This window comes from Rossellomorea yichunensis, assembly GCF_032337515.1.
Classification (GTDB): domain Bacteria; phylum Bacillota; class Bacilli; order Bacillales; family Bacillaceae_B; genus Rossellomorea; species Rossellomorea yichunensis.
In genome coordinates this window covers 141,212-164,067 of record NZ_JAVYAD010000005.1, presented here as the reverse complement: position 1 = coordinate 164,067, position 22,856 = coordinate 141,212, and the positions used below count along the sequence as shown (strand labels likewise).

The 22,856-nt window shown below is 41.7% G+C and carries 23 protein-coding genes; 14 read left to right on the top strand and 9 right to left on the bottom strand.

Annotated features, from left to right (window positions below):
* Positions 1–95: 95 nt before the first annotated feature.
* The 5 genes from RSX31_RS14850 (at position 96) to RSX31_RS14830 (ending at position 6,118) form a co-directional block, all read left to right on the top strand.
* Positions 96–1,094: a permease gene (locus RSX31_RS14850; protein WP_315635026.1), complete on the top strand. Its 999-nt coding sequence runs from the start codon at positions 96–98 to the stop codon at positions 1,092–1,094.
* 14 nt (positions 1,095–1,108) lie between these two features.
* Complete coding sequence (locus RSX31_RS14845) at positions 1,109–2,011, top strand: TIGR03943 family putative permease subunit (RefSeq protein WP_315635025.1); 903 nt, start codon at positions 1,109–1,111, stop codon at positions 2,009–2,011.
* Positions 2,012–2,120: 109 nt separating this feature from the next.
* Positions 2,121–3,278 carry an FAD-dependent oxidoreductase gene (locus RSX31_RS14840; protein ID WP_315635024.1) on the top strand — a complete coding sequence of 386 codons (1,158 nt, stop codon included), beginning with the start codon at positions 2,121–2,123 and terminating at the stop codon, positions 3,276–3,278.
* Between the two features lie 42 nt (positions 3,279–3,320).
* The gene (locus RSX31_RS14835; protein ID WP_315635023.1) at positions 3,321–4,505 is read left to right on the top strand and encodes a GTP-binding protein; all 1,185 of its coding nucleotides are present in this window, start codon (positions 3,321–3,323) and stop codon (positions 4,503–4,505) included.
* 188 nt (positions 4,506–4,693) lie between these two features.
* Positions 4,694–6,118 (top strand): esterase/lipase family protein, encoded by a 1,425-nt coding sequence (locus RSX31_RS14830; RefSeq protein WP_315635022.1) that lies wholly within the window; start codon positions 4,694–4,696, stop codon positions 6,116–6,118.
* A 79-nt stretch (positions 6,119–6,197) separates the two neighbouring features.
* On the opposite strand, the gene RSX31_RS14825 is transcribed toward RSX31_RS14830, so the two are convergent.
* The gene (locus RSX31_RS14825) at positions 6,198–6,512 is read right to left on the bottom strand and encodes a thioredoxin family protein (RefSeq protein WP_282138478.1); all 315 of its coding nucleotides are present in this window, start codon (positions 6,510–6,512) and stop codon (positions 6,198–6,200) included.
* 124 nt (positions 6,513–6,636) lie between these two features.
* On the opposite strand from RSX31_RS14825, the gene RSX31_RS14820 reads away from it, so the two are divergent.
* The gene (locus RSX31_RS14820; protein WP_315635021.1) at positions 6,637–7,677 is read left to right on the top strand and encodes an oxidoreductase; all 1,041 of its coding nucleotides are present in this window, start codon (positions 6,637–6,639) and stop codon (positions 7,675–7,677) included.
* Positions 7,678–7,720: 43 nt separating this feature from the next.
* On the opposite strand, the gene RSX31_RS14815 is transcribed toward RSX31_RS14820, so the two are convergent.
* From RSX31_RS14815 to RSX31_RS14800, 4 genes are all read right to left on the bottom strand, one after another.
* A complete protein-coding gene (locus tag RSX31_RS14815) occupies positions 7,721–8,815 on the bottom strand; it encodes a Ger(x)C family spore germination protein (protein WP_315635020.1) in 1,095 nt (364 codons plus the stop codon).
* On the bottom strand, positions 8,812–9,900 hold the full coding sequence (locus tag RSX31_RS14810; protein WP_148970088.1) for a GerAB/ArcD/ProY family transporter: 1,089 nt from the start codon (positions 9,898–9,900) through the stop codon (positions 8,812–8,814). The genes RSX31_RS14815 and RSX31_RS14810 overlap by 4 nt, the downstream gene beginning before the upstream one ends.
* A 17-nt stretch (positions 9,901–9,917) precedes the next feature.
* Positions 9,918–11,423, bottom strand: coding sequence for a spore germination protein (locus RSX31_RS14805; RefSeq protein ID WP_148995294.1), 1,506 nt, complete (start codon positions 11,421–11,423; stop codon positions 9,918–9,920).
* Between the two features lie 726 nt (positions 11,424–12,149).
* Positions 12,150–13,112: an ABC transporter substrate-binding protein gene (locus tag RSX31_RS14800; protein WP_315635019.1), complete on the bottom strand. Its 963-nt coding sequence runs from the start codon at positions 13,110–13,112 to the stop codon at positions 12,150–12,152.
* A 225-nt stretch (positions 13,113–13,337) separates the two neighbouring features.
* On the opposite strand from RSX31_RS14800, the gene RSX31_RS14795 reads away from it, so the two are divergent.
* Genes RSX31_RS14795 through RSX31_RS14775 form a run of 5 tightly spaced genes read left to right on the top strand, consistent with a single transcriptional unit; the run spans position 13,338 to position 17,267 of the window.
* On the top strand, positions 13,338–14,324 hold the full coding sequence (locus RSX31_RS14795) for a FecCD family ABC transporter permease (protein WP_315635018.1): 987 nt from the start codon (positions 13,338–13,340) through the stop codon (positions 14,322–14,324).
* Positions 14,325–14,327: 3 nt separating this feature from the next.
* Positions 14,328–15,383: a FecCD family ABC transporter permease gene (locus RSX31_RS14790; protein ID WP_148970084.1), complete on the top strand. Its 1,056-nt coding sequence runs from the start codon at positions 14,328–14,330 to the stop codon at positions 15,381–15,383.
* Between the two features lie 15 nt (positions 15,384–15,398).
* Positions 15,399–16,217 (top strand): ABC transporter ATP-binding protein, encoded by an 819-nt coding sequence (locus tag RSX31_RS14785; RefSeq protein WP_315635017.1) that lies wholly within the window; start codon positions 15,399–15,401, stop codon positions 16,215–16,217.
* 35 nt (positions 16,218–16,252) lie between these two features.
* Positions 16,253–16,975 (top strand): IucA/IucC family C-terminal-domain containing protein, encoded by a 723-nt coding sequence (locus tag RSX31_RS14780; RefSeq protein WP_187443629.1) that lies wholly within the window; start codon positions 16,253–16,255, stop codon positions 16,973–16,975.
* Between the two features lie 28 nt (positions 16,976–17,003).
* A complete protein-coding gene (locus tag RSX31_RS14775) occupies positions 17,004–17,267 on the top strand; it encodes a DUF2573 family protein (RefSeq protein ID WP_397548098.1) in 264 nt (87 codons plus the stop codon).
* Between the two features lie 151 nt (positions 17,268–17,418).
* Here the strand turns inward: RSX31_RS14775 and RSX31_RS14770 are convergent, their stop codons facing one another.
* Positions 17,419–17,766 (bottom strand): spore coat protein, encoded by a 348-nt coding sequence (locus RSX31_RS14770; protein ID WP_148970081.1) that lies wholly within the window; start codon positions 17,764–17,766, stop codon positions 17,419–17,421.
* A gap of 16 nt (positions 17,767–17,782) precedes the next feature.
* Positions 17,783–18,046, bottom strand: coding sequence for a hypothetical protein (locus RSX31_RS14765; protein ID WP_148995288.1), 264 nt, complete (start codon positions 18,044–18,046; stop codon positions 17,783–17,785).
* 315 nt (positions 18,047–18,361) lie between these two features.
* Between RSX31_RS14765 and RSX31_RS14760 the strand changes: the two genes are divergently transcribed.
* The 3 genes from RSX31_RS14760 to RSX31_RS14750 all read left to right on the top strand — a co-directional run bounded on the left by RSX31_RS14760 (position 18,362) and on the right by RSX31_RS14750 (position 21,507).
* Positions 18,362–19,279, top strand: coding sequence for a proline dehydrogenase family protein (locus RSX31_RS14760; RefSeq protein WP_148995287.1), 918 nt, complete (start codon positions 18,362–18,364; stop codon positions 19,277–19,279).
* An 84-nt stretch (positions 19,280–19,363) separates the two neighbouring features.
* Positions 19,364–19,879, top strand: coding sequence for a GNAT family N-acetyltransferase (locus tag RSX31_RS14755; protein ID WP_315635016.1), 516 nt, complete (start codon positions 19,364–19,366; stop codon positions 19,877–19,879).
* 164 nt (positions 19,880–20,043) lie between these two features.
* Positions 20,044–21,507, top strand: coding sequence for a potassium/proton antiporter (locus RSX31_RS14750; protein ID WP_315635015.1), 1,464 nt, complete (start codon positions 20,044–20,046; stop codon positions 21,505–21,507).
* A 111-nt stretch (positions 21,508–21,618) separates the two neighbouring features.
* Here RSX31_RS14750 and RSX31_RS14745 read toward each other — a convergent pair whose 3' ends face one another.
* Positions 21,619–22,245 carry a YczE/YyaS/YitT family protein gene (locus RSX31_RS14745; protein ID WP_315635014.1) on the bottom strand — a complete coding sequence of 209 codons (627 nt, stop codon included), beginning with the start codon at positions 22,243–22,245 and terminating at the stop codon, positions 21,619–21,621.
* 472 nt (positions 22,246–22,717) lie between these two features.
* Positions 22,718–22,855, bottom strand: a complete 138-nt coding sequence (locus RSX31_RS14740; RefSeq protein ID WP_148970075.1) for a YuzL family protein — start codon at positions 22,853–22,855, stop codon at positions 22,718–22,720.
* Position 22,856 lies beyond the last annotated feature (1 nt).

Sequence of the window (22,856 nt, the reverse complement as noted above, 5' to 3'; positions counted from 1 at the left end):
AAAAAATAATTTAGCATAGTTTTTTGGGACAAGAATAAGTTATAATATAAAACGAAATGATTACGATTAAAACTTTAGAAAGGAAACGTAAATGAATGAATTCTTTGAGGAACTTTAGTCAAGAGATGACAGGGATAGTATTATTCATGTTATTTATTGTTCTTTTTTTAGCGGGAGATTGGGTAAAAGATTATATCCCTGACGAGTTTCTTACTTCTTCGATGGTGAATGTCATTACGATATTCCTGAGTATCTTGTTAGAAGCGATCCCTTTTATCTTAATTGGTGTCTTCGCATCCGCACTTATTCAAGTATTTGTTTCTGAGAGTCTATTACAAAGAATCATTCCGAAGAGGTTCCCATATCTGGCTCTCTTTCCTGCAGCTGTAGTGGGGGCGTTGCTTCCTGTTTGTGAGTGTGCCATTGTACCAGTGGCCAGGAGGTTAATTAAAAAAGGGATGCCTGCTCATCTAGCGATTGTCGTCATGGTTACGGCACCTATTTTAAATCCGATTGTATTTGCTTCTACTTATTATGCGTTCCAAAATAATATGACGGTTGTTTGGGGCAGGATGGGGATTGCTTTAATAGCAGCCTTGATCATCGGGGCACTATTGTACAGGTTTTATGGAAAGAGAAACCCGCTTATACAGAAAGAGCATGATCACGGGCATCATCATGATCACTCTTCCAATAAACTAATGCAGACGATTGTACATGCAAGTGATGAATTTTTTGACATGGGTAAATATCTTATCATTGGAGCATTCGTTGCAGCAGGATTCCAGACATATCTTGATAGAGAACTGTTAGTGGGGATAGGGACGAATGAGGTACTGGCACCGGCAGTCATGATGGGGTTTGCCTATATTATTTCATTATGTTCGGAGGCTGATGCATTCGTGGCATCGTCGTTCGGCAGTATATTTTCCGCATCGTCCATATTGGCATTTCTAGTATATGGACCTATGATTGATTTCAAGAATACTTTATTGATGCTTGCATACTTTAATAAAAAATTTGTCCTGATCTTTATTGGGGTCGTGACGATTGTTGTGTATACATGTACATTGATAGTCCAATTATTTGTATAAAGGAGGCGAGAGGTATGAAACCATCCATACAGTTCCATACATTCATCCGGGGAATCATCTTAATCGGATATGCCCTATTGGTATTGAAACTATTCTTAACGTTTAATCTGCAAAACTTTGTTGCGCCCAAAATGCATGGTTACATGTATTTTGCTCTGGGGGTTTTCATAATCCTGGGTGCGATCCAAATCATCCGGGGGACTTCTTCAGCTTCTGCAAAAGAACACCATTGTGATTGTGAAGGTCATGAACTGCCGAAAGGCTTCATGAGGTCCAGCATGGTATATGCCCTGTTCATTTTTCCGATTGTGGTTGGGTTCCTGCTGCCGGATAACTTATTAGATAGTTCCGTAGCGGCTAAGAGAGGGGTGAAAGTAGGGAATAGTCTATTTTCAACACCGCCATCCAGTGAACAAAAAGGGTTGAATCAAGATGAGGGTGCTGAAACAAGTTCGTTTGCAACTGAGCCCACCCTCGGTCCATATGATGAGTTTCCCGTTGAAAAGGATTTCGACAAGTTGAAAGAAATCGTAAATAAAAGAGAAAAAATAGTCGTAAGAGATGAACAATATATTCAGACATTAAGTATTGTAGACGAAAAGCTGGACGATTTCGTTGGAAAAGAAATTCAGCTTACAGGCTTTGTGTATAAAGATGAAGGATTTGCAGAAGATGAACTGGTGATTTCCCGCTTTACCGTGACGTGCTGCGTAGCAGATGCCTCTGTTTATGGATTGTTGGCCCGGGATTCAGGACTGAGTAAACTTGAACCCGATACGTGGATTAACGTGAGTGGCGTGATCGATAAGGTGGATTTCAATGGTCAGGCAATGCCGGTCTTAAAGAATCCCGTGTTCGAAGTAATAGATCCGCCTGCTAATCCATATGTAGAGGAGTTCTATATTAAAATTGAATAAAGGATGAAAATTCTTACTTTTATGTAAGTAAGGATTCTCTTATATTGAGTAAATCGTAATTATTTCGTTTTAATTTTAATTTTAATAGATATAATCAGGTGGTGATAATATGTATGATTGGATCATAATCGGTGGAGGTATCCATGGATGTACAGTGGCTACGTATCTTGTGAAGAAAAAAGAGGTGCCAATTCATAAAATATGTGTAATCGATCCTTACCCAGAGCCCCTCTTTAAGTGGAAAAGGCTGACAGGATTAATTGATATGCCATACTTACGTTCACCTTTTGTCCACCATTTGGATACAAATCCCTTTAGTCTGCAATCCTTTAAGAAGGATGAAGGAGAAAATTTCTACGGGCCATATAAGAGGCCGGCTCTTTCTCTATTTAATCAACACAGTTCCACAGTATTAGATGAAATTGAAATCTCTAAAGCATGGTTTCAGGGAAAAGTAGAACACGTTGAGAAACGAGAGAACGATTGGATAGTGAGAACCAGTGGTTTGGACCATTTTCTTGGAAAGAACATTGTGATTGCAACGGGAATGAATAATCAATTAGCATATCCGTCGTGGGGAAGTGATCTCGCTGCGGCCCGACCAAAACAAGTCGGCCATTTATTTGCTGAGTCCATTCCGATCATGGAGCCCCCAATCGTCGTGATTGGAGGGGGAATCTCGGCTGCTCACCTTGTGATTAAGCTGAGTAAAAAATATCCTGGAAACGCATATCAAATTGCCAGGCAGCCTTATAGAGTTCACGATTTTGATAGTGATCCCGGCTGGCTTGGGCCTAAGCATATGAGCGGCTTTGAAAAGCTTACCCGGTATGAAGAAAGAAGAGAGGTCATTGACCATGCCCGTCATAAAGGGTCTATGCCAAGTGAACTAGCAAATAAGTTGAGAAATTTGAAGCGAAACAATGCGTTCACCTTTATCCAAGATGAAGTCCAATCATGGACTGTAACAGGTGATGAGATAATACTGCATTTGACGAAGGAAAAGTCGATTGTAAAAGCAAAAACCATCCTATTTGCCACCGGATTTTCAAAAGAGGTCTTGAAGGTGGACTGGCTGCAAAAACTCATTCAAGAGGAAAAGTTAACGTGTGCGAAATGTGGGTTTCCGGTAGTGAAAGAAGACTTGTCATGGTGTAATCATTTATTTGTGACAGGGCCCCTGGCTGAGTTGGAAATCGGGCCGGTCTCACGTAATATTTCCGGTGCAAGGAAAGCAGCAGAAAGAATAGTAAATCATACAATTTAAATCGTAATGATTACGATATTTAAAAGGAGATGAATGTTTATCATGAAAGTACCAGTAACAGTATTAAGCGGTTATTTAGGATCAGGCAAGACAACGTTGTTAAATCATATTTTACATAATCGGGAAGATAAGCGAATAGCGGTTATTGTGAATGATATGAGTGAAGTGAATATCGATGCGTCCCTCGTGAAGAGTGGCGGATTTACCAGAACTGAAGAAAAATTAGTCGAGCTTCAAAATGGCTGTATTTGCTGCACCTTGAGAGAAGATTTAATGATAGAAGTACAGCGATTGGTCGATCAGGGGAATATTGATTATATTGTGATTGAGTCTACCGGAATCTCGGAACCGATTCCCGTAGCTCAAACATTCACATATATGGATGAAGAGATGCATATTGATCTAACGATAAACACAAGACTGGATACGATGGTGACGGTTGTAGATGCCAACCGATTCTGGCATGATTTTGCAAGTGGTGAAACTCTGCTGGATCGAAAGCAGGCAACAGACGAAGGGGACACAAGGGAAGTAGTGGATTTACTGATTGATCAAATAGAGTTTGCGAATGTGATTGTTTTAAATAAAGTAGACTTAGTGGAAGAAGTGGATGTAATAGAATTAAAAGCTGTCCTTCATAAGTTGAACCCGGAAGCTAGAATCTTTGAAGCTTCACATTCCAACATTTCATTGGATCAAGTACTGAACACCCAATTATTTGATTTTGAGAAAGCCAGCCAGGCAGCCGGGTGGATAAAAGAATTACAAGAAGAACACACACCCGAGACTGAAGAATATGGAATCTCTTCTTTTGTGTATCGGCGTAACAAGCCCTTTCACCCTGAACGTTTTATGACATGGATGGAGGAGTGGCCGGTTGACATCGTGCGTGCAAAGGGGTTCTTTTGGCTGCCGACCCGAAACGACATGACGGGCTTATTATCCCAGGCAGGTCCATCGATCATCATTCAGGGGGCAGGGGAATGGGTAGCTGCTTATCCTGAAAATGAGAGAAAGGAAATCCTCGCTGAAGAAGTGGAATTAGCTGAGAAATGGGATCCTGTTTATGGGGACCGAATGAACGAAATCGTATTTATCGGTCTTGGGATGAACAGGAAAGAAATAGAGGAGTCATTAGATAGCTGCTTGTTAACAGAAAAAGAAATGGCAGGGGATTGGACAAAATTTAAAGACCCGATCCCTGCATTTGCGGTGGAAGATAGATAGACGAGAAAAGCCAGGCGCTTGAACGTGCCTGGCTTTTTTCATTCGTCTTCTTTTTGTGAAGACGGATTATGAAACATAAGATACGAACATGGAAGTTGTAACTTTATTCCTATATTTATCATTCCTACTGATATTTTGATTCTTCTAAACGATAATGAAGATAGGGTATCTTAAGGGAGGTAAAGAAATTGCATGAGAAAATGGATGGGATTCAGAATGCGTCGGGAATACCGGGCAGGTGGTTTGTCGATGAAATGGCAGAAGGATCGGAGGGATATCCGATTTTATTTATTCATGGGATTCATGCCTCGTCAGACACGTGGATAAGAGAAAATGATCTACAGGAATTTTCGCGGAAATATGGACACCAAGCCGTTTTTATTGATTTGCATCCAGACGAAGATATGTGGAAAAATGGGCAGCTTTTAGAGAAAAAGCTTCGTGAGATTTATGACCATTTTAAGAGGAAGGTAGTGGTTGTGGGCCATAGTAAAGGAGGGATCGATGTTCAAACAGCATTGGTTCATTATGGTGCCGGACCATATGTAGAGAGGGTCATCACTCTTTCGTCCCCTCATCATGGATCAGAGCTTGCAGACCTTGCCTATAGTAAATGGGCCGGCTGGTTAACCGATGCTTTAAAAAGTAAAGATAATGCCGTGTTCTCCTTGCAAACGGGATATATGAAATCTTTCCGTTCCCAGACGGATGAACTTGAACTTGCAAAAGCCATTCCATTCTATACATTCGGTGGTACAGGATGGGGTGGGATGAATTCTGCATTGTATTGGGGCGGGTTATACTTAAGCCGATTTGGACAAAGTGATGGGGCGGTGCTGGTAACTAGTTCACGCCTTCCTTATGGGATAGAGGTGGGTGTCCAAGACTGGTCTCATACGACGATAAAAGAAGGTGGGGAGATTTTCCCTTATTTGAAGGATCTCTTAACGGAACAGGTACATGAGGTATCATATGCTACCATGAGCGGACTTGCATATGAGGGAGAAACATCGGTCCTCCATAGAGGCGGGGTATTTGCGGGCGTTGGAGTGGAGAGCTTTTCAGTGGAGGAAGAGGTGGAGAAAATCTCCGTGGACTGGATCAGCGATCAACAGGCTACGACCTATGAGCTCATTAGTCCTGACGGGCAGGTGTATAAACAGTTCATGGTTACGGAAGATGCGACAGGCTTTTTCCCTGGTGCTTATCATCATTCCATTATCATTTCAAAGCCGCTTTTAGGGGAATGGGAAATGAAGGCATATAATAGTCAAAGTGAAAAATACATGTTAAGCATTCTGTTTCATACAGGAAATAGTAAAGCGTGGAATCAGTTTGCGGGGGATGGAGAATCTTTAATGGGTCCATGGAATGCACACGACAAACCTGTAAAGAAAACATATACCATTCATCATATCCCGACGAAGAGCGGAAACAAAAATCAAACCACCCTCATTACAACTGAAGATCTATCTTCTCTGCCCCTTGCTGAATTTGAAGAAGGAGTCCATAACATCACCATCGATATAGAAGGGGAGACTCACGAAGGAAATGAATTTCAGAGAACGATTATTCAAACGGTTTATGTGGATGGAAAAGGGAATATTTATTGATCGACGAATCGGTCAGAAAACGGTGGAAAACCAAATAACAAGGTCCGTCCCTCTGCATAAACGGGGACGGACCTCTGGATTATAGTGCGCTTAGGAATTCTGTTACTTGTTCGGGTGTTTTGGCGTTGGCACTGTGCAGGTGAGCGATTTTTTCGCCGTCTTTGTAGACAAGCAGGCTTGGGATGCCCATGACGTCATACTTTTCGGCGATTTCAGGAATTTCGTCTTTATTGATGTCGTACCATTTATATTGATCGAACTCTTCCATGATCTCATCAATGAACATATCCATACGACGGCAGTCAGGACACCAGTCAGCGTGGAATTTCACGATCACCGGCTCTGCTGAACTGATTAAATCTTCAAAGGTTTCTTTGTTTTTGATTGATTGCATGCTGTTAACCTCCTTTTTTCATTATTTTATACAAAACATCAATCAATTGTAAAACGAATCATTTTTCGTCTGAACTTGTACATGATAATATGGGAATACATTTTGAAAGAAAAAGGTGACATTTATGCAACCGATTAACGTTGGATTAGTAGGATACGGTTTTTCAGGACAAAGCTTTCATCGCCCGTTACTTTCCCGCTTGGAGGAATTTCATATCGAAGCGGTGCTTTCTTCTGATGAAGAGAAAGTGCTGAAGGACATTGAGGGTGCGACTGTGGTTTCATCCCTTGAGGATTTACTTCAACAAGACATTGAATTAGTTGTGATCACAACGCCAAACCATCTTCACTACAGAATGATTAAGCAGTCATTACTTGCTGATAAACATGTAGTGGTAGAGAAGCCATTTGTGACGAATAGTGTGGAAGGGGAAGAACTGTTAGCTTTAGCCAAAGAGAGAGGCTTGCATCTTTCCGTATTCCATAACCGCCGTTGGGATGCCGACTTTTTAACCATCCAAAAATTACTTACAGAAGATGCTTTAGGACAAGTCTATACATATGAAGCCCACTTCGACCGTTTCCGTCCGATTATTAAAGATCGTTGGAAAGAAAATAAAATTGAGGGAGCCGGCGTTTTATATGATTTGGGTTCTCACCTCCTTGATCAAGCACTCACACTGTTTGGAACACCAAAATGGGTGCAGGCAGATGTGTTCCCGCAGCGAAATCCGGAGAAAGCGGAAGACTATTTCCACATTACCCTCGGGTATGACGTATTGAGAGTACAATTATACTCCCGTTCTATAGTCCTTGATCCCGGACCACGCTATCAGGTTCATGGATTACAGGGTAGCTATGTGAAGCACGGAATGGATCGTCAGGAAGATGATTTAAAAGCAGGGAAAAATCCTCTTGGTGAAGAGTGGGGAATGGAAGACGAGGAAAACTGGGGTATTCTTACAACACTATCTGGTGAAGAAGTGACCTCAGAAGTCATTCCTTCTGAAAAGGGGGATTATACTCAATTCTATCTGGGGATATACGGAACCTTAAGGGAAAACATCCCTCTTGCCGTGAAACCGGAGGATGCTTTACAGGTGATCAAAATCATTGAAGCTTGTAAAGAAAGTGCAGAGAGCAAACGTGTTATTCCACTGAAATAGTGTAGAAAGGCTCCTAATAATAAGGAGCCTTTCTTTATGGATACTATTCTACCGTACCTGCTTCTAAGATCTGAACCTTTGCGTCCACATTGAATTTTACACGGGGATAAATGCTTTCTTTCCATTCTTTAATATCAAACCCACGTACCCCATGTTTTTGATTTTGACCGATGCCGACAGGGTCGATGCCTAATTCCTGAAATTCCTTCAGCATGGTTAAGCATTTTTCTTCTATATCTTTTTCCATTTTTTTCTCAACTTCTCCGACTTTATCAGGTGTCAATTTTTTTCCGGTATACTCTCTGACAATTCCCCTGACCTTGATTCTCATTGTCACTTCAACAGGATCAGCTTTATGTTTTATGATAATTTTGTGCTTTGAAATCAGACTCGTTACGGAAGCCTCAACCGTTTCTTCTGCAGCGCCAGGCTTTTTCCCCATTTTGATGACATGGCTTCCTTCAGCAAGTTTATCCACTAATATTTTAAAGAAAAACATATCTTCAGCAGGGATCTTTTTGACCATTTTGTCTTTATCGAAGAGGGCAATACCTGTAATCGCTATACTTTCATTAGAGAGCTGCTTCAATATAGGAAGATAGGCTGTTTGTCCTTCTTGGAAATAATTAAATAGAAATAAATGTAAATTCGTTTCCGGTAACTCTCTTCGTTTAATGTTGTGTGTAATCAGGTTAGAAATATACGTTCCATTGCCCCTTAACCCATAATTCCCTTTGATCAGTTCACCTGCGTCTCCATCTACTATCGTTACATATAGCCTTGCGCCAATACTGGCGTCTCTTTGGAGGGAATCACCGATATCGATGATTCCTTTCTTTGCCAGTTTTTCTCCTATCAACACAACATCCAAGCTTCCTCTTACAAGGGGCTGCTGCGCCCTTCTTTCTAATTTCTCCAGCACTTCCCGTGTGGAAGATGCTTCCGCGGACAGCGTGCCGTTTTGGATGGATTTATCGGATAAATAAATGGGGAACAAAGCTGTCCCTCTAATTTTATTCTCTCCCACATAATCATAGGCCTTTGCCGTTTCAACATATAAATCGTCAAGAATTTCCTTTTCTACGCATCCTGTTAGGAACAATGAACATATAAGGAAGAGGATTAAGGATTTTTTCATTTTTTTTGTCTCACCTTCTTCATGATAGTCACCAGTACCAAGAGGGCAGGTATGTAAAAAAAGTTGAAATAAAAACCGATTTGTCCTGAAATTGTGTTCAAGAAATTTACCTGTTTTCGGTCAGTGATAAACGTTAATGTGCACAAACAGAGAATACAAATGATGATTAAGGCATGACGATGTCTTAAGGGTGTCATTCGCTTTATGGTCCTGCTGGCACACCATAGAGAGATACACACGTTAGGCAGAATCACTAAGCACCAATTTGCGATTCCGATATATTCAAAACGTTCAACAAAGGGCATTTCGACGATTTTCCACATGGAAAGGGTGGCCCAAACAGTTTTTTCTAATTGCTTTTGACTGAAAAAAGCAAACGAAATGATGGCAATCAAGGTGTAAATGATGGTAGTTGTAAAAAGCCCCCAATGAGCATATTTCTGAGACTTTTTCGCATCTTTAAGATAGGGATAGAGCATCAGTATGGCTTCGTATCCCAGATAAGTAAGTGACATATTTTTAGTGGAAATTAAGATGTCTTTGATAGAGTGATCAAATACCGGTAAAATGTTTCGGAAATCTGCGTAATTAAATGTAAACGCAAAGGTTAAGAGCAGATAACTGGGTAGTACAGTTCCAAAAAAAGCTGTACCTGCAATGGTGCGGACTCCTCCATTCACAATATAGTAGACGAGGATTAAGAAGAACAACGCAAACATAAACGTACTTAATCGGGGATACATCCATACTTGCAATACCTCGATATACGTCCTCATAATCGTTATCACGAGCAAACTAAAATAAAGGGAAAATAATAAGTTGAATATATTCCCGACCCATTTTCCAAAAGCCAAGGTATGAGCAGATACAAGGTCCCCTCCGGATTTTTCTAAAATTAAGTACATAATGAACATGAGGATATGAGTAAAAATACCTGCCAGGATGACAGAAATCCAACCATCATACCCCGCATTCATCGAAATGATTCGTTGGAACCCCAGAACACCTGCCCCGACTTGAATCGAATGTATAAGAAAGAAAACAAGGAATGGGGATATTTTTCTTCTATCTGGAATGGTTAGCATCTGATCACCTCCGACCTTTATTCATCTATATCCAGCTTTTTCTTTCCTTCAGATGGGCGGAACCGGTAAGGTTTTTTCGTTCTTAAATATTCTGGACGTCCAGCTTGTTTATTAAATGGGAACCGAATCAGAGCGTCTTTCAGGTCCTTCATCCTCGGTGGATAGAGCGGCTCCAGGAACGGTCTTCCCAGTGAGGTTAATTGTAATAAATGCCCCATAAGTAAACAGAAACAGAAGACGATTCCTAATAATCCCCATAGTTGTGCGAACAACAAGAAAGGGAATCGGAGCAAACGAATAGTATTACCCATTCGGTACACGGGAGTCGTAAAGGAAGCAAGCGCAGCAAGAGCAACTAAAATGAGCAATACATTACTCGTAATCCCCGCCTCTACGGATGCGGTCCCGATTACGATCCCTCCAACGATACCGATGGTTTGACCAACTTTGGTCGGAAGGCGTGCTCCTGCCTCACGCAGTAATTCAATCGTTAATTCGAGAAATAACGCCTCTAATATAGGAGGCAAAGGAATTTCTTGTCTCGATGTTACAAGGGTGGCCATTAAATCCTTTGGAATGAGTTCATAATGATACGTCAGTGCAGCAACGTAAATCGGTGTAATCAAAATCGAAAACCCTACTGCGAAAACCCGCACTAGACGGAGGAATGAGGCGATCGAGAAATTCAAGAAATAATCCTCATATGCATTAAAGAACTCGACAAGGGTCGTGGGTCCAATCAAGGCATGAGGAGACCCGTCTACCATAACCGCTACTTTTCCTTCCACCAGTACAGAAGCGACACGATCGGGTCGTTCTGAATCCAATAGCTGGGGGAAAGGGGAATTGCTATTATCGGCAATGAGCTGTTCAATAAATGAACTGTCCATGATTTGATCAAAATCCACGGCTCGTAAACGTTGACGCATCGTATTCACATTGGCTTCATCCACTAAACCATCAAGATAGACTAAAGCGACTCTCGTGTGAGTCAGTTTTCCGAGGTTGAATTCTTCTACTAATAGCTCTTTAATAGGAAGACGTTTTCGGAGCAGATTAAGGTTGTCACTGAGAGATTCCACAAAGGCCTCTTTCGGACCAACCACACTGAATTCCACTTCCGGTTGGGAAACCTTTCTTCCCATTTCATTCTTCGTAGCGATGAAGGCGAATTTCCGATTAGAGGCATCCATCGTTAACAAGGTATATCCATTAAAAAGTTTTTGTTCAATTTGAGCTTCATCCTTGGATACTTCTATATCCAGGACAGGAACTAACGTCTTTAAGTCATCAAATGAATGAAAATCTTTTGAAAGTAAGGAGGGAAGAACATCCTCCTGCAGAATCTTCCCATCAATCAGGGTGGTAATGAAATGCAGACTGAATTTGGCCCCTGTATGAGGGTTCTGATAAAAGGCTTGTTTATAGTCAGCCGATTTTTCAGCTTCCTGCTTAAAGCTTTCATAGGTCTGTTTATTCTTCGTGTTATCGGTGTTTTTCTTATTTCTAAAGAATGGAAACATACTAATCCCTCATGTTCGATGTATGGTCTATACTGTAGTGTTTCCGAAAATAGGAGAATTATGAAATAGGATGGGGGAAGTGGGAAAAAACGTTAAGGGCTGCTAAATAACCAGGAGGGTAAGCTCGAGGTGGATCGATCCGAGTTGGGAATGAAAAAAAAGGCTCTTTTCGTAAAGATTGTTGCTTATTATAGAGGAGAAAGTAATAGTTGATTTCCGCTCCAGGATGCTAGCTTTCCGCGGGGCTGGCGGTGAGCCTCCTCGGCTGCGCCTCCGGGGTCTCACCTGTCCAGCTATTCCCGCAGGAGTCGAGCATCCTTCCGCTCCAATCAACTTTCTGAGGATGAATCCTTAATGGGGAACAATTAATACAAGAATTTTAGCAAACAATCTCATTTAAGTTAAGTAGAGATTGATTTTCCTTTTCAGAAAAAGAATTATTTTTTTAGTTACTTTGTTTTCTTGCACACCTTGAAGCTCTGTCAAGAAAATTCTGTAAAAGATGGTGAGGGGAACTGCGCAGATTCCTGCGGAAGTACGGGCGTGTCGGCGAAGCTGAGGAGGCTCGGCCGAACGCTAGCTGCAAGCGGAGCAGTTCCCCTCGCCATCCAGCATAGGCTGGTTGACAGTGCCTTGGCAGATTCTATGGTAGAAAACAACAATCTTTGCGAAAAGAGACAATACAAAAGACTGGACAAGGGAGATCCCTTATCCAGTCTCATTTGGTTATTCCTGTTCCAGGAAAAACTTTTCGATATCATCAAGCATCGCATTTGCTGCCACGACACCACCTGCAGTGTTCCAGATTGCATCACTTACCTCGTATACCTTGTCTTGTTTTGCTACTTCAAGGTTTTGGAATAGAGGATCGTTCAGCCACTCTTCAGCTAGCTTGTTCGCTTCTCCATCACCTGTTTCATATGTGAAGTAGAATAATACATCTCCATCCATTGCCGGGATGCGCTCTTTTGTCACACCTTTTTCAGCAAAGTCGTCAACATCCTGACCTTCAGGACGGGCAAATCCTAATTGATCCAGGATCACACCTGAGAATGAATCTTTATGGTAGATACGTACGTCACCTGCTAAAAAGCGGACCATAGACACTTTTTGATTCAGCTTGTCTCCAAGTTTACCTTTAAGATCTTCAATTCGCTGGTCATACTCGGCAAGTACTTCTTGACCTTTTTCTTCTTTGTTTACTGCTTTAGCGTATAATTCAAAGTTCTCTTTCCAGTTACCGCGTAATGTTTCAGCCATCACCGTTGGAGCGATGTCTTTCAGCTGATTGTATTGCTCTTCTTGACGCATTTTGTTCCCGATAATAAGATCCGGTTGAAGCTTTGCTATGGCTTCCATGTTTAATTCGCTTTCAGTTCCGACCACTTCAACATCTTTCATATCGTCGGCAATATGATCGTACCAAGGATCACCTGTCCAGGATTGTACAGCACCAACAGGGGTCACGCCCATTGAGAGAAGAGCCTCTGTTCCTTCATTTGTAAGGATGACAACCTTCTTAGGAGTTCCTTCGATTTCAGCCGTACCCATTGCATGTTCCACTGTGTAGCTTTCTTCTTTTTTATCATTGTTCCCTGCAGAACCTTCTTTTTCTTCTTTATTACCGCAAGCTGCTAAGAATAGAAGTGAAGCGATAAGGAATAAAGATAATAAACTTCTTAATTTCATATGTATGAATCCTCCTGAAAATGATATATGGTTGATAATGATTATCAATTACAACTTTTATATTAGATGAGAAGGTTTTCATTGTCAACACTTAAATGATAATGATTTTCAAAATCATTGACGGTTGTTTCATTCTTCTTTAAAATAGTAATGAAAGAAAAGAACGTGAACTTTAATAGATTTTCCTTTCCTTATTTCTATAAGGGATAGAAAGGTTACCGCATAATGAAAACTCAAAACCAATTTTTTCTGTTTATAGGAACCATCCTTTTTCTCATAGTGTGTATAGGAATCAGCATTGTTTACGGGTATACGGATACGTCGTGGAGAATAGCTCTTGAAGCGTTTACCAACCCGGATGGATCGACTGAGCATATCGTGCTCCAGACAATCCGCTTACCACGTGCACTTATTGCTGCGACAGTGGGGGCATCCCTCGCAATTTCAGGAGTCCTGATGCAAACCTTGACCAAGAATCCGTTAGCATCTCCCGGTATTTTCGGGATCAATGCCGGTGGTGCCTTTATGGTGGTAGTGGCGGTTACGTTATTTGGTGTAACCAATCTTCAATCCTTTACGTGGCTGGCGTTTCTGGGAGCGGGACTTGCTGCCGTCGGAGTGTATGTCATCAGCTCCGTCGGGAACAACGGCTTGACCCCCATGAAGCTGACGTTAGCAGGGGCTGCCATAACGGCAATGTTTTCTTCATTTACACAGGGTTTGCTTGTACTGAATGAAGCAGCATTAGAGCAGGTTTTGTTCTGGCTTGCAGGATCTGTTCAAGGAAGAAGCCTGGACATTTTATCCGGAGTATTTCCTTATATCGTGGCAGGATGGATACTTGCTCTCATGTTGGCAGGAAAAATGAATATACTTGCCATGGGAGAAGATGTTGCCAAAGGGTTGGGACTTAAAACAGCCTTGATTAAATTTATCGCATTACTTGTGGTCGTGCTCCTGGCTGGAGGTTCTGTAGCCATTGCAGGACCAATAGGATTTATCGGGATTGTAATCCCCCATCTTGCGAGAAAAATCATCGGGGTGGATCATCGCTGGTTGATTCCTTACTCAGGGTTACTCGGAGCTATTTTACTATTGGCCGCTGACATCGGAGCCCGTTACATCATCATGCCCCAGGAGGTGCCGGTTGGTGTTATGACAGCCATTATTGGTGCACCATTCTTCGTGTACGTTGCAAGGAAGGGGTTTTAACCGATGAATAAGTTTATTGGGAAACGCTGGCTCAAGGACCGGGTTTCTATGCTCGTTGATATATCAGCAATGAAGAAAATCATGATATTAGGCGTCATCACTTTACTCGTCCTTATTATGAGTACGGGTATTGGTGACTTGAAAATAGCACCCTGGAAGGTCGTAAGCGTCTTCTTTGGGGGCGGAACAAGTTTAGAACAGCTTGTTGTTACATCATTTCGCCTTCCAAGGATTATCATTGCTCTGCTCGCCGGGATGGCATTGGCCGTTGCAGGCGGGATTTTGCAAGGAATGATTCGAAATCCGTTGGCGTCCCCGGACATTATCGGGATCACCGGAGGGGCGGGTGCGGCGGTCGTCGCTTTCCTGACACTTTTCAGTAACGATGATAATACCTTGATGGTCAGTATTAAATGGATGCCTGTTGCAGCATTTATCGGTGCAGCTGTCATTGCCTTTTTAGTCTATTTCTTGGCATGGAGAAAAGGTGTATCCCCTGTCAGGCTCGTATTGATCGGAATCGGTATATCAGCTTTGACACAAGCATTGACTACATTGCTTATGATCCTCGGCCCTATATATAGAGCCAGTCAAGCAAATATATGGATTACAGGTACCGTTAACGGATCCGACTGGCAGGATGTGTGGATTCTGCTTCCATGGAGCCTGATTTTTATAGTGTTGAGCTTTTTTATTACCCGTCAATTGAATATCCAGGAACTTGGAGAAGAAATCGCTACAAGTGTTGGAGGGAACGTCCAGAGACAACGCTTTTTACTTCTCCTTATGTCAACGGCTCTAGTGGGTGGAGCGGTTGCCTTTGCAGGGGGGATCGGCTTTGTAGGTCTGATGGCTCCTCATATGGCAAGAAGGATGGTAGGATCATCTTTCGGTGCGTTACTTCCGACTGCCGCTTTTATAGGTGGTATTCTCGTGATGGTGGCAGATCTGATAGGCAGGACTCTATTCCTGCCGCTGGAAGTTCCAGCAGGAGTATTTACAGCAGCAATTGGAGCACCTTATTTTATCTATCTTTTATTTAAAACAAGAAATTCTTAAAGGAGTTGGCCATTAATGAGTGACATTTTAAAAACGAAGGATTTGACTCTATCTTACGGGGAACGAACGATCATTGATGAACTGAATATTGACATTCCAAAAGGGGAGATTTCTGTCTTCATCGGCGGAAATGGCTGCGGTAAATCGACTCTTCTTCGGTCCATTGCCAGATTGCTAAAGCCTAAGCAAGGATCGGTTCTGTTAGATGGGGAAGCCATCTCTCGTTTATCAACGAAAGAAGTCGCTCGTAAAATGGCCATTCTTCCTCAATCGCCAACAGCTCCTGAGGGATTGACCGTCCTGCAGCTGGTTAAGCAAGGTCGGTACCCTCACCAAACATGGCTCAAGCAGTGGTCCCATAAGGATGAAGAAATTGTCCAGGACGCACTGAAGGCAACAAAAATGGAAGAACTGCAGCACCGGAAAGTGGATGAACTTTCAGGGGGACAGAGACAGCGTGCTTGGATTGCGTTGACTCTAGCGCAAGACACAGACATCATTCTGTTGGATGAACCCACTACCTATCTCGATATGACCCATCAAATTGAAATTCTTGATTTATTATTTGAACTCAACGAGAAAGAACAGCGAACCATCGTCATGGTCCTGCACGATCTTAATTTAGCCTGTCGCTATGCCCATAATATTGTCGCCATCCGTGATAAGCAAATTTATGCCCAAGGGAAGCCTGAAGATGTAATCAGCTGTGAACTCGTGAAGAATGTATTTGATATGGATTGTCAGGTATCACGTGATCCTTTGTTTGGAACCCCGTTATGCATCCCATTTGGTAAAGGTCGCTGCATTCTGAATGCTGTGGGTGAGACGGGATGATGAATGTCCTCACCCAGGGACAGTGGGATACTCTTATGAAATATCGTTTTCATAGAGAGTGGGATCCTGCTTTTAAAGGGGAAGAGGCAAGCTGTTTCTTAGGGGAGATTGAAATGAAAGCTTATCTAACCGGCAGGCTTTCGGCAATCGGGACAGATGATCTTAAGGTAGCAGCGTCCTTATTCATGAAACGCTATGCTTTCATAGCAGCAATGGGATTAATGGCGATGACGTATTGGAATAAGAAATTAAACCTCAAGCCTGAAAACCTGATCCTGGTGGACGGAGACAAGAATGGATTATGGATGCCTCAGTTTTATTTGAAAGATGTAACCGTTACTGAATTCACTTCCACCGGGGAGAAAGAGGAATATATTCAGTCGATCTTTCGGGAGCATCTTAATGGAGTGATACAGTCGTTAAAGAAAGCGACAAAGCAGTCAAATCTTATTCTATGGGAAAATATCGCTGTCTATGTTTTCTGGATTTTCGAGAGTGATGATGTTTTTTTAAACGAAGGAATGAGAGCACAGCGAGATCAACAATTCCGCCAGCTGCTATCGGATGAAAACAGCCCATGGTTCGGACAGTATCATAAAAATCCATTGGCCCGTTACTATAGTGAAAAAGTAAATGTAGATACTGTACCGGAAAAGGTTCGTGTTCGTAAAACCTGTTGCTTCTCCTATAGATTGGAAAATGGGGAGAAGTATCGTTGTAAAACATGTCCGCAAACCTGTCGAGTGAAAAGGACATAGCTCAATATTCACAAGGAGGTTTAAGATAATGAAAGAATTCCCGGAACAATTTGATGCATTGGTTGAAAAATACACTGAGCTATTAGTAGGTGATACCGATTCGGACAAGAAAGAAATGGTCACCCAATATGCTCTGTACTCTTTCATAGCGAAAAATATGCCTGCACTCGTGAAGCATTGGAATTCATTATATCCAGATGGTAAAGATGAGATGAAACGAATCGTCGGCCAGATAAAAGAGATGAATGAAGCTCATCGTGCGGAAATGAATAAGAAAAAGAAGGAAGAATAAGAGGTTTTTATGAGTAAAGTGCCCTTTTAGAGAGGGTGCTTTTTTTATTGGATTTTGTCTGAAGTCGGGATTCAGAAGATTATTTTACAGACACGTCTACTTATCACGCATCACAAAACAAAAAAGGCAGACCAGCGTCTGCCTTCTGACATTATTGAACCTGCCCGCCATACCCATATGGGAATTGGGAAGAATACTGTTGGTGCTGCTGATAGGATTGTTGAATCTTTTGACTGTCGGCAGCTTCAAGCTTGTACCAGCCTTTGCGGAACATTTCATTGTATAGTTCGCGTTGAGCATTTTGGGTTTCGTTAAAAATCGTGAGCAGATCTTGATATAACGCTTGATGACTCGCTTCGTTCAAAGCTGTACAGTAAGAAGCAGTCATGTACTTCTCGTGAGACAGCACATCAGTAATGAAGTCTCGATCATTCATCTGTGGCGTTTCCGGTACTTGTGTTTGCGGGTTTTGAATTTTTTGCTGATTCTGTTGATTCATCTATTGGGACTCCTTCCTACATCATGTTTTGGTTTTGATTAGCCGTATTCAAATGTGCAAGTAGTTGTTGGTAGTGACGTTGATGCATCTGGCCGCATTTATCCAACTCAGCTTTAATCTCAGTATCCTGACAGTGGGCAGCTGCAAAATGGCACTTCTTCATGGCATTAAGATTCCATGCAAGCATGTCATTTAAATATAAAGAATCCTTCGTTGTAAGCATTTGCGGTGGTTCAGTATAGGCTTGTGGCTGGCTTCCTTGTTGAGGTTGTTGTTGCATATTCTTTTCCTCCTTTTCAATCTTTGAATACCCTTTCTTTGTATGACCGATAGGTAATATTACCCTGTATACGACCCCTTAAGAAAGTTTTATAATCATAGGGCAAAGGTTATTTTTCCTAATGCTCAACATGATTATTCACGTGTTTACAAATTTCGATAATATTCTACTCAGAACGTATTGAAAGTATATTCAAAACGTTGAAAAGGTGATAAAATGTTGGTAGATATATAATAGTATGAAATTTTCCTTTTTTAGCAATAAAGAAAACGGTTTCATAGTATGATATATATGTTTTTTCAGGGGGTAAGCAACATGGAGCAAGCAATGCGTAATTTCTTTTTATTCCTTTCAAAAAATAAGCCGATGACGAAACTGGCTAAGAAATATGGCCTGCGCTTTGGAGCCGGCCGATTCGTTGCAGGATCTTCCATTCTGCAGGCAGTTGAGGTTATTCGTGAACTGAATAGTCAGAATCTTGTTGTAACGATCGACTATTTAGGTGAGTTTGTGGACAATGAGCGAGAGGCAAACGAAATGGCCCTGGAATGTGTAGAGGCTGTTCGTGCGATCGGGAGAGAAAACCTGAAATCTCAATTATCCCTGAAGATGACATCAATGGGGTTGGATATTTCCGAAGAGGTTGTCATGAAGAATATGAGGTTGATTCTTGATGAAGCAACTAAGCAAAATGTATTTGTGACCATTGATATGGAAGACTATTCCCGCTGTGGAAAGACCATTGATATCTTCAAGAGGTTAAAGTCCGAGTATGATAATATCGGCACGGTAATACAAGCCTATTTATATAGAACAGAAAAGGATATGGATGATTTGAATGCGTATTCCCCCAACCTGCGTCTAGTAAAAGGGGCCTATAAAGAATCACATGAAGTTGCGTTTCCCGAGAAGAAGGATGTAGACGATAATTTCAAAAAAATTATTAAAACTCATCTGTTGAACGGCAATTATACGGCTATTGCCACTCACGATGATGAGATGATCGAATATACGAAGAGACTCGTGGAAGAGTATAACATTCCTCGTGATCAATTTGAATTTCAAATGCTTTTTGGCATTCGTGTAGAGCGCCAGCATGAACTGGTCAAAGAAGGCTATAAAATGCGCGTATACGTTCCATACGGTACGGATTGGTACGGATACTTCATGAGAAGACTTGCTGAAAGACCGGCAAATGTCGCCTTTGTTCTAAAAGGGGTCATAAAGAAATAATAATAGTAGATAGTATTAAGACTCTATGGATGTTCATGGAGTCTTATTTGTATATTTTAATCATGGAAAGGAGGTTAAGGAACAATGATAATTGTCCCGTTTCGAGTGGAAGGAAAGTATTTTAAGAAAATGATCAAGCTTTATTGCCAGCTCTTTGAGGTGGACGCGGCCGGCATGGAACAACAATTTAAACGTCATTCTACGTACCCGCAGTTTGAAGGGTACCTGGCTATTGTGGGTGATGAAGTCGCAGGGTACGTATATGGATATTCTTCTGAAAAAGGGCAATATTATCACGAGCTATTATCCCGGCATCTACACCGGAATCGTGAATGGATGGAGAATTGCATGGAGCTGGTCGAACTTGGCGTTCATCCCGATTACAGAGGAAAAGGTATTGCTAAACGACTGATGGGAATATTATTGCAGAATAGAAGAGAAGAAAGAGCAGTACTTACCACCCGCAAGGATAATCAATCAGCCATTGACTTTTATCATTCTCAAGACTGGAAAACCCTTCGTGATGGTTTCTTTCCGAATGTCCCACATGAATTTATCATCATGGGGAAAACTTTAAGCAGAAAAGACAGGAGTCGTTGATTTCCGCTCAACTTCTAAACAGTATAAGGGAAATGGAGTTCATCCCGCTCATACTTTAAGAAGTTTTGATCCATACGGTCACAGGCAAGGCTTTTTAATTGTTACGTTATTCACAATATTATATAATAAAAGAGAATAATCTTCATGAAATAAGAGGCGATAAAATGGAAATTACCATTGATAACTTGACTTTACTGCTTGGCCTCTTGCTTTTAGTCGGTGTTGTCACCGCTAAGTTCTCCACACGGTTAGGCGTTCCCTCACTTATTTTATTTATCATCGTAGGTATGGTTTTAAATACATATTTCTTCTTCGATAATGCTCCAATGACACAATTCATCGGAACACTTGCTTTAATCATCATCCTGTTTGAAGGTGGACTTCAGACGAAATGGAGTAATGTGAAAAGTGTCTATAAACCTTCATTATCACTGGCAACCATTGGAGTCATTGTGACCACACTTTCGATAGGAGTGGCAGCAAAGTTCATCCTCGATGTAAGCTGGCTGGAAGGGATGTTATTCGGGGCAATCGTTGGTTCAACGGACGCTGCAGCGGTTTTCTCCGTTTTAGGGAACAAAAACATCAAACCGAAAATTTCTTCTACACTGGAAGCAGAATCAGGCAGTAACGACCCGATGGCCATCTTTTTGACGGTAGCTTTTTTGCAATTGATCCAATTTCCCGAATTAAATCCTGCTACCTTGATTTTAAGCTTTTTTTGGCAAATGGGTATGGGGCTGGTACTTGGACTGGTGCTGGGATGGGCATCTGTATGGATCATCAATCGGATTAACCTTGATTCATCCGGGTTGTATCCAGTTCTGTCCATTTCACTGGCTATCTTCACATACGCTTTTACGAGCATACTTGAAGCGAGCGGTCTATTAGCTGTCTATATCATGGCGATCGTAGTCGGAAATCAGGAATTGACCTACCGACATTCGATTGTCCGCTTTAATGAAGGATTTGCCTGGATGATGCAAATCGTCATGTTTATCCTATTGGGTTTATTGGTTTTCCCTCAGCATTTGCCAAGCATTGCGTGGCAAGGAATCGTCCTATCGATTCTACTGATTGTCGTAGCGAGACCACTGGGAGTGTATTTAAGCCTTGCCCTGGCAAAGAACTTCTCGATAAAAGAAAAATTCTTCATCTCTTGGGCTGGTTTGAAGGGCGCGGTACCAATCGTATTAGCAACGTATCCAATGGTTGCCAATATCGAAAACAATGAAGTCATCTTCAACGTCGTGTTTTTCGTTGTTCTTCTATCCGCTCTGATACAAGGAACGACCATCTCACCTTTAGCAAACTACCTTAAGCTTGCAGGAGAAGAAAGACCCCCTGTCGCTCATAGCATAGAACTCGTTTCAATTGGTAAAACAAACAATGAAATGCTCGAAGTTCTCATTAACGACGATGCCTATATTACAAACAAGGCGATTAAAGACATCAATCTCCCTGAGAAAACATTGATTTCAGCGGTTATCCGAAACAATGAACTGATCACTCCAATGGGAGACACCGTCATCAAAGCAAATGATACACTTTATGTGCTGGCAAATAAAAGCCAGAGAAAGCGTATCAATGAGCTCTTGAATTCTAAAGGGGGATTAAGTTCAACGTAACCAGAGCAATTGTCGCCGGGCACGAGCCGCTCCTCATTCAGGATGAGCCAAAATCTATGTCACAAAATAAAAAAGCAATCTCCCACTAGGAAGATTGCTTTTTATTATTGATTACTCAGCAGAAACGGCTGCTTTACCCATTGATTTTCTTTCAAAGAGTTGTTCGAAAATCGGGAAGCTATATTGAACCACGAATCCTAATAGGAGCGTAACAATGATCGTACCGATTCCGATATCTCCCTTAAACAGGAATGCCAGTGACAGGGCAAATCCTTCACTGATGATTCGCGAATTACGAAGATTTAAACCGAAACGCGTATGGATGGCCACCATAAGTGTATCCATTGGACTTGCCGGGAATTTTGCCTGTAAGTAAATCGCAATCCCAAGTCCCATTGTCAAAATACCTGAAGCAAGGGTGAACACCTGATTCATCAGCATCTCAGGAGCGTAATCATTAAAGACAACCAGTAACCAAAAATCAATCAAAAGGCCAATCACAAGAATGGACCCCGCAGCCAATACATCAGGCTTCTTCTTCATAATAAGAGCATTAAGGACGATCAGTACAACCCCATTTATGAAAACAGCGGTTCCAACCGTAATACCGAACATATTCGATTCCCCAACGGCCAGGGCATCCCAGGCAGAAGCACCCAGGCCAGATTTAATAATCAAGGCAACCCCCATCGTCAAAATAAAAAGTCCAATCGTAAAAAACATAAGTCTGCGCTTCATTATATAGTCTCCTTATCTGTAAACGTTATCATTACTGTACTTTAAAAAACAGACGAGCTACCTTAGGTAATGATGATAAAGTAGGAGGTCTGACAACTTAAAATTTATATTCTTAGTTTACTGTAAAAGTGGGGACAAGGCAAAGTTAATTTTTGCATGGGGAGGGGAAAAGTCTGGGGATTAGTGTGTGTGGTTGGGAAGGGAGGGAAAAAGTGTTTGCGGTTGGCGAAATTTGTCGGACGGTCGATATATTGAAAATATGGTTGATAAAATGAAAGAACGGTCGATAAATCCTGATAACGGTTGATATATCGAAATAAAAGTCAAGTCGATAAATCCAAAGAACGGTCGATAAAGTTCCCAAAGCCTTTTAACACACCATTGAAACGTCAACCACACACTAGCACATTACCACACCAAACCAAAAAAACACCCGATCAACAAGATCAGGTGCTGCATTTACTGAAAAATACTATGGTTGCTTCTTAAATTGATTGTTTTGACTGTTTCTTTTCCCTCCGCCGGCCATCTCAACGGTAGGACCAGCGTCTCCCTTCACGCTTGCTGCACTCACTCCAGCCTTGGAAGGATTTTTCTTATGCTTAGCCATG

What these genes read in the sequence shown, in the direction of transcription:
- RSX31_RS14775 (WP_397548098.1), top strand. Translation starts at nt 17,004, where the DNA reads ATGAAAGAATTCCCGGAACAATTTGATGCATTGGTTGAAAAATACACT.
- RSX31_RS14785 (WP_315635017.1), top strand. Translation starts at nt 15,399, where the DNA reads ATGAGTGACATTTTAAAAACGAAGGATTTGACTCTATCTTACGGGGAA.
- RSX31_RS14815 (WP_315635020.1), bottom strand. Translation starts at nt 8,815, where the DNA reads ATGAAAAAATCCTTAATCCTCTTCCTTATATGTTCATTGTTCCTAACA.
- RSX31_RS14760 (WP_148995287.1), top strand. Translation starts at nt 18,362, where the DNA reads ATGGAGCAAGCAATGCGTAATTTCTTTTTATTCCTTTCAAAAAATAAG.
- RSX31_RS14800 (WP_315635019.1), bottom strand. Translation starts at nt 13,112, where the DNA reads ATGAAATTAAGAAGTTTATTATCTTTATTCCTTATCGCTTCACTTCTA.
- RSX31_RS14790 (WP_148970084.1), top strand. Translation starts at nt 14,328, where the DNA reads ATGAATAAGTTTATTGGGAAACGCTGGCTCAAGGACCGGGTTTCTATG.
- RSX31_RS14765 (WP_148995288.1), bottom strand. Translation starts at nt 18,046, where the DNA reads ATGCAACAACAACCTCAACAAGGAAGCCAGCCACAAGCCTATACTGAA.
- RSX31_RS14750 (WP_315635015.1), top strand. Translation starts at nt 20,044, where the DNA reads ATGGAAATTACCATTGATAACTTGACTTTACTGCTTGGCCTCTTGCTT.
- RSX31_RS14825 (WP_282138478.1), bottom strand. Translation starts at nt 6,512, where the DNA reads ATGCAATCAATCAAAAACAAAGAAACCTTTGAAGATTTAATCAGTTCA.
- RSX31_RS14780 (WP_187443629.1), top strand. Translation starts at nt 16,253, where the DNA reads ATGAAATATCGTTTTCATAGAGAGTGGGATCCTGCTTTTAAAGGGGAA.
- RSX31_RS14805 (WP_148995294.1), bottom strand. Translation starts at nt 11,423, where the DNA reads ATGTTTCCATTCTTTAGAAATAAGAAAAACACCGATAACACGAAGAAT.
- RSX31_RS14745 (WP_315635014.1), bottom strand. Translation starts at nt 22,245, where the DNA reads ATGAAGCGCAGACTTATGTTTTTTACGATTGGACTTTTTATTTTGACG.
- RSX31_RS14810 (WP_148970088.1), bottom strand. Translation starts at nt 9,900, where the DNA reads ATGCTAACCATTCCAGATAGAAGAAAAATATCCCCATTCCTTGTTTTC.
- RSX31_RS14755 (WP_315635016.1), top strand. Translation starts at nt 19,364, where the DNA reads ATGATAATTGTCCCGTTTCGAGTGGAAGGAAAGTATTTTAAGAAAATG.
- RSX31_RS14770 (WP_148970081.1), bottom strand. Translation starts at nt 17,766, where the DNA reads ATGAATCAACAGAATCAGCAAAAAATTCAAAACCCGCAAACACAAGTA.
- RSX31_RS14840 (WP_315635024.1), top strand. Translation starts at nt 2,121, where the DNA reads ATGTATGATTGGATCATAATCGGTGGAGGTATCCATGGATGTACAGTG.
- RSX31_RS14850 (WP_315635026.1), top strand. Translation starts at nt 96, where the DNA reads ATGAATTCTTTGAGGAACTTTAGTCAAGAGATGACAGGGATAGTATTA.
- RSX31_RS14845 (WP_315635025.1), top strand. Translation starts at nt 1,109, where the DNA reads ATGAAACCATCCATACAGTTCCATACATTCATCCGGGGAATCATCTTA.
- RSX31_RS14820 (WP_315635021.1), top strand. Translation starts at nt 6,637, where the DNA reads ATGCAACCGATTAACGTTGGATTAGTAGGATACGGTTTTTCAGGACAA.
- RSX31_RS14740 (WP_148970075.1), bottom strand. Translation starts at nt 22,855, where the DNA reads ATGGCTAAGCATAAGAAAAATCCTTCCAAGGCTGGAGTGAGTGCAGCA.
- RSX31_RS14795 (WP_315635018.1), top strand. Translation starts at nt 13,338, where the DNA reads ATGAAAACTCAAAACCAATTTTTTCTGTTTATAGGAACCATCCTTTTT.
- RSX31_RS14835 (WP_315635023.1), top strand. Translation starts at nt 3,321, where the DNA reads ATGAAAGTACCAGTAACAGTATTAAGCGGTTATTTAGGATCAGGCAAG.